The organism is Kitasatospora sp. NPDC059408 (genome assembly GCF_042751525.1).
Lineage (GTDB): Bacteria > Actinomycetota > Actinomycetes > Streptomycetales > Streptomycetaceae > Kitasatospora.
Map to the genome: position 1 here is coordinate 17941 of NZ_JBHYWI010000062.1, position 15183 is coordinate 33123.

At 74.9% G+C, this 15183-nt stretch carries 14 protein-coding genes; 7 read left to right on the top strand and 7 right to left on the bottom strand.

Annotated features, from left to right (window positions below; genetic code table 11):
- Window positions 1-37: 37 nt before the first annotated feature.
- Entirely contained in the window at window positions 38-1255 is a 1218-nt protein-coding gene (locus ACFXDE_RS31830) for a cytochrome P450 (protein ID WP_380498066.1), read from the top strand.
- Window positions 1256-1417: 162 nt separating this feature from the next.
- Window positions 1418-1783, top strand: a complete 366-nt coding sequence (locus ACFXDE_RS31835) for a ribosomal protein L7/L12 (RefSeq protein ID WP_380498067.1) — start codon at window positions 1418-1420, stop codon at window positions 1781-1783.
- Window positions 1784-1818: 35 nt separating this feature from the next.
- Here the strand turns inward: ACFXDE_RS31835 and ACFXDE_RS31840 are convergent, their stop codons facing one another.
- The 3 genes from ACFXDE_RS31840 to ACFXDE_RS31850 form a co-directional block, all read right to left on the bottom strand.
- Window positions 1819-2160: a hypothetical protein gene (locus tag ACFXDE_RS31840; protein ID WP_380498068.1), complete on the bottom strand. Its 342-nt coding sequence runs from the start codon at window positions 2158-2160 to the stop codon at window positions 1819-1821.
- 158 nt (window positions 2161-2318) lie between these two features.
- Complete coding sequence (infA, locus tag ACFXDE_RS31845; protein WP_380446376.1) at window positions 2319-2540, bottom strand: translation initiation factor IF-1; 222 nt, start codon at window positions 2538-2540, stop codon at window positions 2319-2321.
- A 56-nt stretch (window positions 2541-2596) separates the two neighbouring features.
- A complete protein-coding gene (locus tag ACFXDE_RS31850; RefSeq protein ID WP_380498069.1) occupies window positions 2597-3403 on the bottom strand; it encodes a GNAT family N-acetyltransferase in 807 nt (268 codons plus the stop codon).
- Window positions 3404-3903: 500 nt separating this feature from the next.
- Here ACFXDE_RS31850 and ACFXDE_RS31855 point away from each other — a divergent pair, with 500 nt between their 5' ends.
- Complete coding sequence (locus tag ACFXDE_RS31855) at window positions 3904-4224, top strand: hypothetical protein (protein WP_380498070.1); 321 nt, start codon at window positions 3904-3906, stop codon at window positions 4222-4224.
- 21 nt (window positions 4225-4245) lie between these two features.
- Here the strand turns inward: ACFXDE_RS31855 and ACFXDE_RS31860 are convergent, their stop codons facing one another.
- The gene (locus ACFXDE_RS31860) at window positions 4246-6468 is read right to left on the bottom strand and encodes an MMPL family transporter (protein WP_380498071.1); all 2223 of its coding nucleotides are present in this window, start codon (window positions 6466-6468) and stop codon (window positions 4246-4248) included.
- A 132-nt stretch (window positions 6469-6600) separates the two neighbouring features.
- Here ACFXDE_RS31860 and ACFXDE_RS31865 point away from each other — a divergent pair, with 132 nt between their 5' ends.
- Both ACFXDE_RS31865 and ACFXDE_RS31870 read left to right on the top strand, forming a co-directional pair.
- Entirely contained in the window at window positions 6601-7233 is a 633-nt protein-coding gene (locus tag ACFXDE_RS31865) for a TetR/AcrR family transcriptional regulator (protein WP_380498072.1), read from the top strand.
- A gap of 141 nt (window positions 7234-7374) precedes the next feature.
- Window positions 7375-9501 carry an ArnT family glycosyltransferase gene (locus ACFXDE_RS31870; RefSeq protein WP_380498073.1) on the top strand — a complete coding sequence of 709 codons (2127 nt, stop codon included), beginning with the start codon at window positions 7375-7377 and terminating at the stop codon, window positions 9499-9501.
- Between the two features lie 53 nt (window positions 9502-9554).
- Here ACFXDE_RS31870 and ACFXDE_RS31875 read toward each other — a convergent pair whose 3' ends face one another.
- The 3 genes from ACFXDE_RS31875 to ACFXDE_RS31885 form a co-directional block, all read right to left on the bottom strand.
- Window positions 9555-9947 carry a hypothetical protein gene (locus ACFXDE_RS31875; RefSeq protein ID WP_380498074.1) on the bottom strand — a complete coding sequence of 131 codons (393 nt, stop codon included), beginning with the start codon at window positions 9945-9947 and terminating at the stop codon, window positions 9555-9557.
- 135 nt (window positions 9948-10082) lie between these two features.
- Complete coding sequence (locus tag ACFXDE_RS31880) at window positions 10083-11372, bottom strand: ABC transporter substrate-binding protein (RefSeq protein WP_380498075.1); 1290 nt, start codon at window positions 11370-11372, stop codon at window positions 10083-10085.
- A complete protein-coding gene (locus tag ACFXDE_RS31885; protein ID WP_380498076.1) occupies window positions 11369-12766 on the bottom strand; it encodes a hypothetical protein in 1398 nt (465 codons plus the stop codon). The genes ACFXDE_RS31880 and ACFXDE_RS31885 overlap by 4 nt, the downstream gene beginning before the upstream one ends.
- A 234-nt stretch (window positions 12767-13000) precedes the next feature.
- Between ACFXDE_RS31885 and ACFXDE_RS31890 the strand changes: the two genes are divergently transcribed.
- Entirely contained in the window at window positions 13001-14104 is a 1104-nt protein-coding gene (locus ACFXDE_RS31890; RefSeq protein ID WP_380498077.1) for an NADH:flavin oxidoreductase/NADH oxidase, read from the top strand.
- 133 nt (window positions 14105-14237) lie between these two features.
- The gene (locus tag ACFXDE_RS31895; protein WP_380446386.1) at window positions 14238-15083 is read left to right on the top strand and encodes a PIG-L family deacetylase; all 846 of its coding nucleotides are present in this window, start codon (window positions 14238-14240) and stop codon (window positions 15081-15083) included.
- Window positions 15084-15183: the final 100 nt, after the last annotated feature.

The window sequence follows — 15183 nt, forward strand, 5'->3', positions numbered from 1 at the left end:
CGCTCCCTCCGCTTCGCTCAGAGAGGTCCCTCGCCGCATGACCGCACCGCACGCTCCCGAACCGGCGCTCCCCCACTACCCGTTCAGCACCAAGGGCGACCGCCTCGCCCCTGAGCTGACCGAGCTGCGCGGGCGCTGCCCCGTCGCCCGGGTCTCGACCAACTCCGGCGGCGAGGCCTGGCTCGTCACCGGCTACGAGACGGCCCGCGACGTCCTGCGCGACCGCTCCTTCGCCCGCTCGGTGCTCGGCGACGCCGACAGCCCCACCCAGGACGCCCCGATCCTGGCGCCCGAACTGCTCGACGCCATGAACCACCTCCAGCAGGCGGGCCTGCGCGACGAGGTCCTCACCGCGCTCGGCCGCAACCAGCCCGGACTGCCCGAGGACTGGGTCGCCGACATCACCCGCGCCGGACTGGACGCGATGCTCGCCGAGGGCTCCCCCGGCGACCTGCAGCGGCACTTCGCCGCATGGGTCGCCGCCCAGTGCATGTGCCGGCTGCTCGGCCTGCCCTTCGAGGACCGCGAACGGCTCGCCGCACGCGCCGACAAGGACCTCACCATGGTGACGTACTCCGACCAGGAGCTCGCCGCCAACTGGGAGGAGATCCGCGCCCACATGGCCGCGCACATGGCCGCCCGCGCCCCCGGGCGCCCGCGCGGCCTGGCCGACCGCCTCGCCGACCTCAACGCGGCCGGACCGGCGGAGAAGGCGCTGACCGACGAGCAGCTGTCCAACATCGTCGCCGTGCTGTTCGTCAGCGGCTACGAGGACTTCGCGAGCTTCCTCGGCGTCGCGGCGCTCAACCTGCTCCAGCGCCCCGACGACGTCGAGGCCCTGCGCGCCGACCCGCGGCGCATGCCGCAGTACGTGGAGGAACTGCTGCGCTGCAGCGTCGTGCTCGGCAACGCGATCCCGCGCTTCGTCACCCGCGACACCACCCTGGCCGGCGCGCTGCTCAAGGCGGGCGACCTGGTCCTGCTGTCCCTGGACGCCGCCAACCACGACCCCGCGGCGTTCACCGGAGCCGAGGACTTCGACCCCGCCCGCTCCCCCAACCCCCACCTGCGCTTCGGCTACGGCCGCCACCACTGTCCCGGCGCCCACCTGGTGCGCCGGCACTCCGACACCGCCTTCCGCACCCTGCTCACCCACCTGCCCGCCACCCTGCGCCTCGCCGCCCCGCCCGCCGACATCCCCTGGCACCCCAACCGCATGGCCATCACCCCGGCCGCCGTCCCGGTCACCTGGTGAACCGATGAATCGGTGACCCGGTGAACCGGTGTGGGGCGCCCGGGACCGTCCTGGCGCCCCACACCGCGCTTTCACGCCCGGCCGGGCGAAAACCCGTGGCCGGACGGGCGGGTGGGGCGGTTGACTGGGGCGGACACGGCATCGGGCGGCGAGGAGGAATCCGTGGAGGCCCCGGCTTTCGAGGTCCGGCTGACCGGCACCCCGGCCCGCGACGCGACCGCCCTGCGGGCGGTGCGGGCGGTCACCGGCCTGAGCCTGTGGCGCAGCCGGCAGGTGCTGGACGGCCCGCCCGCCGTCGTCCAGGCGGGTGCCCCGTTCGACATCGCCGTCCGGCTGGCCCGGCAGCTGCGCGAGGCCGGTGTGCCGGCCGACGTCCGGTGCGACTGGTGCCGGCGCACGCTGCCGGGCGACGGCACTGCGGTCGATCCCGGGCCGTGCGCGTCGCAGTACTGGCCCGTCGCGCACTGCGGGGCCAACTCCGTGACGGACTGCGACTGCTGGGTCTGCGCGCTGCGCGGCCAGGGCTGATCCCGGGCCGTCGCGGTCGACGGCCCGGGCCGAGGTCAGGGCGTGATGACGAACGAGCGGATGGTGTCGAAGTCGACGAATATCCGGCCCGGCCCGAGCAGCGGCTCGCAGTCGACTCCCCCGGGACCTCGGCACAGCGACACCCGGCCGCCGGTCAGGTTGTTCTCCAGCCATCCCATGCCGTGCACGTTGGACGGGGTGTGCACCCCGTAGCCGTAGAAGACCATGATCGGCTGGTCCGGGACGAGGATGCACACGGCTTCCCGCGGGCATTGCTCGACCGTGTCGGCCCGGGCCGTGCCCGCGCCGGCGAGGGTGGTGGCGGCGAGGGCGGCCGCGGCGGCGCCCGTCGCGAGGACGGCCTTCAGGCTCTTCATCGGCTCTTCCTTCCGTTTCGTGACCGCTCGTCAGGAACCCCACCCATGGAACGCCGTGGGTGGGGTGCCGGTCGAATGGTTCGAAGGAATTCGAAGACGATCACCTGGGAATGCCCGGGCCGCCGGGCGGAGGCCGGCGGCCCGGGGCGGGCCCGGTTCTACCTGTAGCGGTAGCGGATGCGGCCGCGGGTGAGGTCGTAGGGGCTGAGCTCCACGAGGACGCGGTCCTCGGGGAGGATCTTGATGTAGTTCTTGCGGATCTTGCCGCTGATGTGGGCGAGCACGACGTGCCCGTTCTGGAGCTGCACCTTGAAGGTCGCGTTGCGCAGGCACTCGGTGACGGTGCCCTCGACTTCGATGGCTCCTGTTGATTTGGTCATGGTTTCCCGTTTCCGGTCGGTGGGGCGGTGGATCGCTTGTGTGGTGTGGCGGGGCGTCAGCGGCGGACGAGTTCCAGGATGCTGCCCACGTGCTCGGCGCCCACGCCTTCGAGGAGGGCGATGGCGGCCGTGTTGGTCTCGTCGGCCTCGGCCCAGGCCGAGGCCGTCCCGGCGTGGTGCAGCGAGCCCAGTGTGTGGGCCAGCAGCGTCCGGGCGATGCCCCGGCGCTGCGCCTCGGCGCGGACGGCGATGAGGCCGATCCGCGGCCGGCGGGTGACCGGGGCGAGGCGGAGCAGGCCGAGGTAGCGGCCGTCCTGCTGCGCGACGACGTACTTCGACGGGTCGACGACGGTGGTGCCCGCCGGGCGGGGCAGTACCTCGGCCGGCATCGTCCGCCAGCCGGGGCCGACCCCGACCTCGTCGCGCACGGTGCGGTCCAGGTCGTGCAGTGGGCCTTCCTGCGCCTGGCCGGCGGGCACGATCGTCACGCCCGCCGGGGGCCGTGCCGGGGCGAGCCCGGTGGTGTGCGGGTCGGTGGGCACGACGTAGGTCCGCTCGCGGCGGGCGGTGGTGAAGCCGAGCCGCTGCCAGGCGGCCACCGCGTCGTGGTCGGCCTCGTCGGCGACGGTGTGCAGCGGCGCCGGCAGGTCGGCGAGCATCGTGGCGGCGAGGCGGTCGCGGGCCGCGTCGTGCCAGGCGTCGATGCTGACGAAGAGCCGCCCGTCGGGCCTGTTCGAGGCGTCGGCGCGGCCGACGACCAGGTCGCCGTCGAGGGCCTGCCACTGCGTGTCGGCGGTACGGGTGACGGTGAGCGCGTGCTCGCGCGGGCCCGGGACGGGGTGCGGGGAAGAGGATGCGTTCATGGTGTTGCCTTTCGGGAGTGCCTTGTCGCAGGGGCTCCCGGGCGACACCAAACGTCAATCGCCCACCGTGACGACGAGGGGGAGCACCCACACGGATACAGCCTTCATGGGTCTCACACCTCCTCACGTTCTTTCACGGCTGCACAGACAGTAACAGCAAGGAGCGGACCGGCCCAACCGATTTACCGCGGGCGACTGCTCGTATACCGATCGTCGACGGTCCGTTGACGCGCGCCGCATAGCTTCCTGAGCCTGCGACCCGCCCGGACCGCGGGCCGGTGCCGGAGGGAGGAGCTCCGCCTCGGCCGGGCCCGCGACGCGGTCCACCGCGTGTGGTGGCGCCCCACCGGGCGCGCCGCCCCAAGCTCCCGGGTCCGGACGGCCGTCTCCCCCTCGGCCGCCCGGACCCGGGCCCTGTCGCGCGCTGGCGCCGGGCGGTGTCCGTGCCGTGTGGGAGGCTGCCGCGACGGCAGTGGGCGGCGGGACGGAGGGCCGGCGGGATGGGTTTCGGGGACGGGGTCTGGCGGCTGGTGCGGCAGGAGGAACTGCTCGGCGAGATCCTGGTCGACGGGTCCGACTTCCCGTGGCTGGAGGGGCGCTTCGTCCCCACGCCGGCGTTCGCCGCGGTGAAGCCGTGGTTCGACGAGTCGCTGGCCCTCCTGGAGGCGGACGGGATCGAGCGCTTCGACGACGTCTACGACCGGATCGCGCGGGCCCTGTCGCTCGTGGCCCCGTCGGGCCCGGTCGCCGAGTTCCTGTTGCACATCGAGGACGGCCGCGCCTGGTTCCGGTGGAGCGACGAACCGTTCGACGAGGACTGAGCCCGCGGATGTGATGACACATCAGGAATGGCTACTGGCCAATGAGTTGGGCGGGGCGGGGTCGGCATCGGCGGCCGGGTGCCCGGCGTGGCCGTCGCCCTCGATGTCGACGTGCGGCAGCAGGCGGTCGAGCCATCGGGGCAGCCACCAGTTGCCGTCGCCGAGCAGGACCATGGTGGCGGGCACCAGCAGGCCGCGGACGACGGTCGCGTCCAGGGCGACGGCGCTCGCCAGGCCGACGCCGAACATCTTGACGACGGGGTCGTCGGACAGCAGGTAGCTCAGGAAGACCGCGACCATGATGAGGGCGGCGGAGCTGATGATCCGCCCGGTCGCGGCGAGGCCGGCCACCACGGCGCGGCGGTTGTCCCGCTCCCGCAGGTAGCCCTCGCGCACGGCGCTGAGCAGGAAGACCTCGTAGTCCATCGACAGGCCGAAGAGCACGGCGAACATCAGCAGGGGCACGTAGCCGGGGATCGGGACGGCGCCCTCCAGGCCGATCAGCCGGGCGCCCGAGCCGTGCTGGAAGACCGCGGTGAGCACGCCGTAGGCGGCGGCGACCGACACCAGGTTCATGACGGCGGCCTTGACGGCGACGACGGGCGAGCGGAAGGCGAGGAGCAGGAGGAGGCCGGCGACGGTCAGGACGAAGCCGACGACGAGCGGCATCCGCTGCGCGATGCGCGCGTTGAGGTCGGCCTGGGCCGCCGGGGCGCCGCCGACGTGCGGCACCTGGCCGCTGCCGGCGGTGGCGGCGGGCAGGACGTCCGAGCGCAGGCGGTGGACGAGTGCGGTGGTGGCCGGGTCGGAGGGGGCGGTGGCCGGGGTGACCTGCCAGCGGGCGGTGCGGCCGTCGGCGGCGAGGGCGGGCGGGCCGACGGCGGCGACGCCCTCGGCACCGCGCAGGGCGGTGGTGACGGCCGTCAGGCGCGGGTCGGTGCTCCCCGCGCCCGCCCGCACCGGCGCGGGCAGGACGTCGACGACCTGGAGCACGCCGTTGGCGCCCGGGCCGAAGGCCTGGGCCATGCGGTCGTAGGCGGTGCGGCTCATGGTGCCCCGGGCCTTGGCGCCGGCGTCCAGCTGGCCGAGGTGCAGGTGCGCCGCCGGGGCGGCGAGGGCGCCGAGCAGGGCGAGGCCGGCCAGCAGCAGGGGCCACGGCCTGGCCGCGACCAGGGCGGCGATCCGGCCCCAGCCGCGCGGGCGCCCGCCCGAGGCGGGGGCAGGGGCGGCCGGACGGGGTGTCAGGCGCGTGCCGAGCAGGACGAGGACCGCGGGCAGGAGGGTGAGGTTGACGCCCAGCGCCACCACCACGGCGATCGCGGGCGCGAGGGCCAGGGCGTACAGCAGCGGCAGTCCGCCCAGGGCCAGGCCGGCCAGTGCCGCGACGACGGCGCTGCCGGCGAAGGCGACGGACTTGCCGGAGCCGGCGGTGGTGCGCACGGCCGCGTCCTCGACGCCCGCCCCGGCGGCGCGCAGCTCCCGGAAGCGGGTGAGCCCGAAGAGGGTGTAGTCGATGCCGACGCCCAGGCCGATCATCGCGGCGATGGTCTCGCCGGCCTGGGGGACGTCCATCAGGTGGCCGACCAGGCCGAGGACGGGCAGCGCGATGCCGAGGCCGACCACCCCGGCGAGCAGCGGCAGGCCGGCGGCGAGGAGGCTGCCGAGGGTGAGGGCGAGGATCACCAGGGCGGTGCCGAGGCCGATGGCCTCGCTGTGCCCGGTGCTCCCCCGGTCGACCGCCGCGGCGAGCCGGCCGCCGGGGGTCACCTCGATGCCGGCGGAGGTGGCCGGTGCGGCCGCGGCGAGCACGGCGTCGGTCGTCGCGGGCGTCACCTCCCGTCCGGAGACGTCGAGTTCGACGGAGAGGTAGGCGGTGTGGCCGTCGGCGCTCGTCGCCGCGGCGCCGGCCGGGTCGTAGGGGGTGGTGACGGCGACGACGTGCGGCACCGCGGCGATGGCGGTGGCGGCGCTGCGGACGGCGGCGGCGGTGCCGGGGTCGGTGAGCGGGGCGGCGCCGGCGGGGGTGTGCAGCAGGACCGGCTGCTTGCCGGAGGGCGGGGCGGGGAAGGCGCGGGTGGCCGTGTCGAGCACGGCCTGGCTGTCGCTGCCGGGGATGGAGACGTCCTCGCTGGTGACCCGCCCGAGCAGCCCGACGGCGGTGAGCGCGGCGGCCAGCAGCAGGAGCCAGGCCGCGACGACGCGCTTGGGTCTGCGGGCGCACCAGCGCCCCACCGTGGTGAACATCTGCGGCGAACGGCCTTTCGTACGCGGCGGAAGGGCGCGCCGCCCCCACCGGAAACTTATTGCACTCCCCGTGCAACGCGTACACTTGCACTCGCGGTGCAAGAATGTCAACGAGAGTGCGGAGGAGCCCACGTGAAACGGTCCGAGACCGCCGCGCCGGCCGCGCCCGCCGCCGACGGGCGCACGGAACGCGGGCGGCAGACCCGCGAGAAGATCGCCGACGCGGTGCTGTCGCTGCTCGACGAGAACCAGTCGCACTTCCCCGCCGACAAGGTGGCCGAACGGGCGGGCGTCTCCCGCCGGCTGGTGTTCCACCACTTCGCCGACATGGCCGAGCTCGCCGAGGTGGCCGTCAACCGGCGCCTGGAGCAGCTCGCGGCCCGGATCGGGCCGCTTCCCACCGAGGGGCCGCGGGAGCTGCGGGTCACGGCCCTCACCGAGCAGCGCGCCCGCATCCTGGAGGGCGTCACCCCGACCAGACTCGCCGTCATGCGGCTGGAGAACCCGTCCCCGCGGATCCAGGAGGCGGTGCGGCAGATGATGGACTTCGCCCGCCTGCGGCTCGCCCAGGTCTTCGCCGCGGAGCTCGACCCGCTCCCCGAACCCGCCCGGAGCGAGCTGCTCGACGGCCTGGACGCGGTGACCACGTGGAGCGCCTGGCACCACTGGCGCAGCTGCGGCCAGAGCCCGGAGGAGGCGCGGCACACCATGGCCGCCACCGTCCGCACGCTCCTCGCCGGCGCCGAACGGACGCCGCAGGGCTGACGGGGCCGGCCCGGCAGGGGCACACCGATCGTTCACAGGTCGGGGGCGGAGTGGGCCGATCGGCGTGCCGCAGGTATAAAAATGACCAAACCGGGGCGCTTTCCAAGGGATCTCTCATGGACGCACCCGAAGGTGCGGATCATGGCTCTCAACGTCCTCACCGCCCCCGGCCAGGCCCCGGCTCCCCCGTCGCGTGGCCGCAGGGCCCCGTGGAAGTCCCCCGACGACCAGCCCGGCTACGCCCGGCCCGCGCTGCTGGGGATCGCGGCCGTCGCCGCCGTGCTGTACGCGTGGAACATCGGCCACAGCCAGTTCCACGGCTTCTACGCCGACGCCGTGCGCAGCATGACGGAGAGCTGGAAGGCGTTCGTGTTCGGGTCGTTCGACCCAGCGGGCACGATCACGCTGGACAAGCTGCCGGGGTTCCTGTGGCCGCAGGCGCTGTCGGCGCGGGTGTTCGGGTTCCACCCGTGGGCGCTGACCCTGCCGCAGGTGGTGGAGGGGGTGCTGTCCGTCCTGGTGCTGTACCGGGTGGTGCGGCGGTGGGCCGGGGCCGGTGCGGGGCTGCTCGCGGCGGCGGCGTTCACGCTGACGCCGGTGGCCGCGGGGCTGTTCCGCACGGCGGTCGAGGACGCCGCGTTCACGCTGCTGCTCCTGCTCGCGGCCGACGCGGCGCAGCGGGCGGCGCACGCGGCGCGGCTGCGCCCGCTGCTGCTGGCCGGGGTGTGGGTGGGGCTGGCGTTCCAGACGAAGATGCTGGAGGCGTGGGCGGTGCTGCCGGCGCTGGCGGCGGTGTACCTGCTGGCGGCGCCGGCTGCGCTGCGGCGGCGGATCGGGCACGTGGCGCTGGCCGGGCTGGTGACGGTCGTGGTCTCGGCGTCCTGGATGCTGGCGGTCACGGCGACGCCGGCGCGGGACCGTCCGTTCGTGGACGGTACGACGGACAACTCGGCGTTCAGCATGGTGGTCGGCTACAACTTCCTGAACCGGTTCTCGTCGCTGGGGATGAGCGCGGCGCAGACGGGCAGCGTGCAGGCGGTCCGTGGCGGGAACGGCGGAGGCGGTGGTGGCGGCGGGGGCCACGTCGCCGGGGGCGGTGCTGCGGGCGGCGAGCAGGGGGCCCGGGCGCAGGTCGCTCCGCGGGGCCAGGGCGGCGGCGGTGCGGACGACGGCGGCTGGACGAAGATGTTCGGCTCGCAGTTCGCCCCGCAGACCGGCTGGCTCTACCCGGTCGCCGTGGTCGCCCTGTTGTGCGGGCTGGCCTGGCGGCGGCGCGAGCCGCGCACCGACGTGCTGCGGGCGGGCTACGTCCTGTGGGGTGCCTGGCTCGGTGTGTTCTTCCTGGTCTTCAGTGCGGGCAGCGTCGGCGGCCACTCCTACTACATGGGGGTGATCGCGGCCCCGCTGGCGGCGCTGTGCGGTGCGGGGGTCGTGCTGCTGTGGCAGGGCTTCCACCGCGGGGGCGCGCGGGCGTGGGCGTTTCCGGGCGCGGTCGCCGGGACCGCTCTCTGGTCGGTCTTCCTGGCCCGGGAGTTCCCGTCGTTCCTGCCGTGGCTGGCGCCGGTCGTGGTGGTCCTGGGGGTGGCGGCGCTGGCGCTGCTCGCGGCGGTCAGGTTCAGCCGTTTCACCGGGCGGCGGGTCGCGCTGGCGGGCCTGGTGGCGGGTGTGGCGGCGATGCTGGTGGCGCCGGGTGCGTGGGCGTCCTCGGTGCTGGGCTCGGCGTACGGCGACTCGGGCATGGGCACCGTCGGTCCTTCCGGGGGCGGGCACGGCACCGGTGGGCGGCACTCGCTCGCGGGGGCGGAGGCCGGGCGCGTGCAGCGCGCGGGGTTCGGCGGGGGCGGGTTCGGCGGTTCCTCGGAGCACCTGACGGCGCCGGAGCAGGCCCTGTTCGACTACCTGCGGGCCCACCGGGGCGGTGCCCGCTACCTGTTCGCCGCCTCCAGCTGGAGCGCCGCCTCGCCGTTCATCCTGGCGACGGGCGAGGAGGTCCTGCCGATGGGCGGCTTCAGCGGTTCGGCGCCGTCACCGACCCTGGCGGAGTTCCAGCAGCTGGTCGGGGACGGCGCGTTGAGGTACGTCCTGGTCGGCGGGGCCGGCCGGCCCGGTGGCGGCGGCGAGGCGGCGGGGCCGACGACGGCCGCGGAGATCCAGTCCTGGGTGCGGACCGCCTGCACCGCCGTGCCGGCCTCCGAGTACGGCGGCGGGCGGGCGGCGGGCGACGACTCCGGCGGCCGGCAGCTCTACCTCTGCACGCGCGCGGGCTGAGAACGCCTCCGGGAACAGACCGGGCGGGTGCCGGCGGCCGGCGCCCGCCCGGTTCACTTCCCGGGGGTGCCCACCGACAGCTTCTCCCCGTCCACCAGCAGGCCGAAGAACGCCGCTGCGAAGATCGACAGTGCCGGGGCGGCCGCGGACCGGTCCGTGAGCCCGGTCATCAGCGCGCCGGTGACGGCGCCGAGGAAGGTGCAGCCCAGCAGCGCCCACCAGCAGAACCGCTGCCCCTTGCCCTGCGGGTTCGCCAGGGTGCCGATGATGAGGCTCACGATCCCCGACAGTCCGAGCTGGCCCAGGTTGGGCGTGGTGTCCTGGGAGAGTTCGTAGCTCAGGAACCCGATGATCAGTGCGAGCGCCGCCATGGCGAATCCCGAGACCCAGCCCTCCGGGAGGTCCAGTTCCTTCGCGGCCTTGGTGCGGGTGGGGTCGTCGCTCACGCAAGGACTGTAGGCGCCGCCGGCGGCCGGTGCCGGTCGCGGGCGCGCCGTGTTGGCGCCTGCCGCCCGGGCGGAGCAACCGGGCGCCGGCCCGGTCGGCCGTGGGTCGCTCGACGGTGGGTCGGCGAGCACCGGTCAGGCGTGGACGGCGGCCCGGACCCGGTCCAGGTCCGCGAGCAGGGCGTCCAGCTGCGAGGGGTCGTTGGCGTAGGCGAGCACGGCCCGGTAGAACGCGCTCTGCATCGCGTCCGGCATCAGGTCGGAAGCGTCGAACCGTACCGCCCGGGCGTCGACCAGCAGTTGGCCCAGGCGGCGGGACAGGGCGTCCGGGTAGACGGTGGCGGGCACCTGGCGGTTGGGGCTCAGCGCGCCGCCGCGGGCCACCCAGATCCGCTGCGCCTCGGGTGTCGTGAGGTAGGCGGCGAGCTGCTGGGCGGCCGGGGTGGCGTGGAACATGCCGAGCAGGTCGCCCGCCACCTCCTCGGTGCCCTTGAACCCCTCGTCGATGGCCGGGAACCGGGCGAAGTCGTAGTCCTCGCCGGCCTTGAGCCGCGGGTCGTCCTGCCGGTAGTAGTCCGTGATGAAGGACGCCGCGTGCTCGAAGTAGCAGCCCGGCTGCGGGCCGAACAGCGAGCCGCCCGAGCCGGCGAAGCCGGTGAGCAGCATGCCGCGGGCGTCACCGCGGACCATGCCCTTGGCGGCGACCACGTCTCCCCAGGTCTGCCAGGCCCGTTTGATCGCCGGGGAGTTCCAGGCGAGCGCGCCGCTCGCCCACTGGTCGTAGACGTCCGGTCCGGACTGGGCGAGGACGATGTCCTCCAGCCAGTCGGTGCCCGGCCAGCCGGAGGCGGAGCTCGACTCCAGGCCGACGCACCACGGGGGGACGCCCGACCCGGCGATCTGCCGGTCCAGGGTGTTCAGCTGGTCCCAGCTGCCGGGTGGTGTCCAGCCGTGTGTGGCAAGGGCCTTGGGCGAGTACCAGATGAGGCTCTTCACCGTGGCCTTGACGAACACGGCGTACTGCTTGCCGTCCACGGCGCCCAGCCGCACCCAGCTCTCTCCGTACTGCGCGGCCATGCCCGGCAGGTCGAGCGCGCCGTCGAGCGGGGCCAGGCGGCCGGCCCGGGCGTACTGCACCAGCTTTCCGGGACTGGAGAGGACGGCGAGGTCGGGCGGTGTCCCGTTGCCGACCCGGTCGGCCAGCACGGTGTCGGAGTCCCGGGAGCCCTGGTAGTCCACCTTGATCCCGGTCCGCTGCTCGAACGGCGCGACCATGGCCAGGAACGAGTCCCGCTCGCTGCCGGTCCAGGTGCCGAGCACGTGGACCACCGGTCCCGACCGGCCGCCGCTGCAGGCGATGGGGCCGGCGAGGGCGACCAGCAGCAGGGCGAGGGCGGCCCGGGCCCAGCGGCCCGCCGCGGTCATCGCGCGGCCCGGTACTCGTCGATCCGCGGCCACAGGCCGCCCAGGCAGAGCAGCGCGATGGCGGCGCACAGCACCGGGAGCGCGCGGCCCAGGCCCAGGTCGGAGCGGGCCGCCGACTCGGCGTCGGCCAGCCGTTGCCGGTCCGGCTCCGCGAGCCGGGCCAGGTCGGCGTCGAACGCCGCGCCGGCGCCGCCCAGTTGGGCGGGGCCGGGGCCGACGGCGGTGGCCGTCACGGCGGGGTCGGCGGCCGCCGCGGCGGGGCCGCGGGTGGCGGCCTGCCGGCGCAGCTCGGCGTCGGCCGCGGTGAACTGCCGGAAGTCCTGGAGGGTGTGCACGGCGGCGTCCCGTTTCGCTGGGGAGGAGTCGGGGCGGAGGTCGGCGTCGATCAGGTCGGCGAGGATGCCGTGGAACGCGGGCGGCTCGCTCTCGGCCGCCGCGACCTCTCCCGGCGTGACCGGACGGTCCGCCAACTGGCCGGTGTAGGTGGCGAAGTCGTCGGAGAGGTCCTGTCCGGGGACGGCCTGGACCACCGCCAGCGCGTCGCCGCCCGCCGCGTCGGCGGCGAGTGCGCGGGCCTGCCAGGCGGCGGTCAGCCGGGGCAGCGCCTCGTCGGCGGCGGTGGCGAAGGCCCGGTCGGTGTGCAGGGTCGCCGCCGCCGTCCAGCCGGCCAGCGCGAGCAGCAGGAGGGACGCGGTGAGCAGGCACGGGTTGAGCCGCCGGTTGAAGTGGCGGCTCAGGAAGCGCTGGGTGGCGACCAGCAGGACCAGGGCGAGCAGCGCGGGGGCGAGCACGCCGGGCAGCACGGCCGGGGCGAGCCATCCGCTCTGCCGCTGCCGGTCCAGTTCCTGCTGCTCGGCGGCCCGCAGTTGCCGGACCTGGGCGAGGACTCCGTCGCCGGGTTTGTGCATCAGGTTCGTGGCGTAGCTCAAGTAGGCGGTGCCGAGGGCGCCTTGGCTCTCGGTGGCGTGCGCCTGCTCGATCAGGCCGGTGTACTCGACGAGCAGTCCCTCGACGGCCTGCAGGCGCCCGCTGCCGGCCGGGCCGGTCGCGTCGTGCTCGGCGGCCCGGGCGAGCGCCTGGTGGGCGGACTTCAGGTCGTCCTGGTAGCGCTGTCCCGGTCCGCTCAGGCGCACCGTCCCCGAGGCGAAGCTCCCGGCCGCGACCCGGTCCGCGTCGGCGAGCAGGTACGACAGCTGCGCGGTGTCGACGAGGGCCGGATCGGCGTGGGCCTCGGCGGCGGACACCGTCGTGTGCGCGCCGGAGAGCGCCGTCTGCAGCGTCCCCCACAGCGCCGCCGTGCACAGGACCAGCGCGACCACGGTCCGGCGCAGCCGGCCCGGGGTGGTGGGCGGCGCGGCGGGCCTGCCGCCGAAGCGGTGCGCCCGTGACCTCATGCCGGCAGTGGCCGCCATCCGCATCCCGCCCCCTGCTCGGCCCGCCAGGAGCCCGACGGATCGTCGCCCACCCTAGCCGCGCGACTACGGGGTGGCCACCGGAAAACGGGATATGACGGATCGTCAGCTCGGGACCTCGTTGCCCAGGGAAAGCCCGCCCTTGCAATGGCAAGCGTCCGCAACTATTGTTGCAGCAGATAGTGCACCTGCAATCAATGCCGCCGGGGAGCCTCCATGAGCACGACCCTCTTCACCCCCTACACGCTGCGGGAACTGACCGTCCCCAACCGCGTCTGGATGCCGCCGATGTGCCAGTACAGCGCCGCACCCGACGGCGGGGCGGCCGGGGTGGCGACGGACTGGCACTTCACCCACCTCGCGGCGCGGGCGGCCGGCGGCACCGGCCTGATCATCGTGGAGGCCACCGCCGTCTCCCCCGAGGGCCGCATCAGCCCCTACGACCTCGGGCTGTGGAACGACACCCAGACCGAGGCGCTGCGGCGGATCACCGCCTTCCTGAAGGACCAGGGCAGCGTCGCCGCCATCCAGCTCGGCCACGCCGGGCGCAAGGCCTCCACCGAGCGCCCCTGGGTCGAGCGCGGGCGCGCGCTCGCCCCGCACGAGACCCACGGCTGGACCCCGGTGGGCCCCAGCGCCGTCGCCTTCTCCCCCGACCACACCACGCCGGACGAGCTGACGCGCGAGCAGATCCGCGAGATCGTGGGGCAGTTCGCGGACGCCGCCCGGCGCGCCCTGGAGGCCGGCTTCCAGGCCGTCGAACTCCACGGCGCCCACGGCTACCTGATCCACCAGTTCCTCTCCCCCGCCAGCAACCGCCGCACCGACGAGTACGGCGGCTCCTTCGAGGGCCGCACCCGCTTCGCCCTGGAGGTCGTCGACGCCGTGCGCGCCGTGTGGCCCGGGGAACTGCCGCTGCTGTTCCGCGTCTCGGCCACCGACTGGATCGCCGAGAACCCCGAGGACGGGCGCGAGGGCTGGACGCTGGAGGAGAGCGTGCGCCTGGCCAAGGAGCTCCAGGCCCGCGGCGTGGACCTGCTGGACGTCTCCACCGGCGGCCTCGTCCCCGACGCGAAGATCGACGCCGCCCCCGGCTTCCAGGTGCCCTTCGCCGAGGCGATCCGCAGCGGGGCCGGCATGCCGGTGGCGGCCGTCGGCCTGATCACCGAGCCCGCCCAGGCCCGGGACATCCTCGCCGCCGGCCGGGCCGACGCCGTCCTGATCGGCCGCGAGCTGCTGCGCAACCCCTCCTGGGCGCGCCACGCCGCCGCCGCGCTCGGCGGGCAGGTCCACTCGCCGGTGCAGTACCACCGCGCCTGACGGGCCCGGCCGCCCGTTCACGGAAGAACGGGCGGCCGGCGGACCGCGCGGGAACGGGCAGAAGTGATGTGACCTCCGGCACCGTCCTGACGCAGACTGGGCACTGATCACTCGACCGACCGAGGACGGACCCATGGCTGACCGGCCGCTGACCCTGATGGCAGTGCACGCCCACCCGGACGACGAGGCGACCGGAACGGGCGGCGTCCTCGCCCGCTACGCCGCCGAGGGCATCCGCACCGTGCTCGTCACCTGCACCGACGGCGCCTGCGGCGACGGCCCCGGCGGCGTCAAGCCGGGCGAGCCCGGACACGACCCCGCCGCCGTCGCCGCGCTGCGCCGCAAGGAGCTGGAGGCCAGCTGTCAGGTCCTCGGGGTGGGCCACCTGGAGACGCTCGACTACGGCGACTCCGGGATGATGGGCTGGGCGGCCAACGACGCCCCCGGCTCGTTCTGGGGCACCCCCGTCGCCGAAGGCGCCGCCCGCCTGGCCGACCTGATGCTGCACTACCGGCCCGACGTCGTCGTCACCTACGACGAGAACGGCTTCTACGGCCACCCCGACCACATCCAGGCCCACCGCATCACCATGGCCGCGCTGGAGCGCAGCGGGCTGAGGCCCAAGGTGTACTGGACCACCGTGCCGCACTCGACGATGCGGCGCTTCGGCGAGGCCATGCGGGAGTTCGCCGAGGACGAGCCGCAGCCGGAGCGCTCCGGGGAGGGGAGCGAGGCCGAGCAGATGCCGGAGATCGGCCTGCCCGACGAGGCCGTCACCACCTGGGTGGACACCACCGAGTTCGGCGGGCGGAAGTTCGACGCGCTGCGGGCGCACGCGAGCCAGGGCGAGAACATCTTCTTCCTGCGCATGGGCCAGGAGCGCTTCACCGACCTGATGGGCCTGGAGACCTTCGTGCGCGTGCGGGACACCACGAACGCGCCGCTGCCCGAGGACGACCTGTTCGCCGGCCTGCGCTGACGCCGGGTCACGCCCGCGCCGGCGGGGGGCGCCCGCGGGGGGGGGCCCCCCGGGGGCGGGGGGCCCCCCCCCCCCGCGACAGGTCCTGCTCGCCGGACCG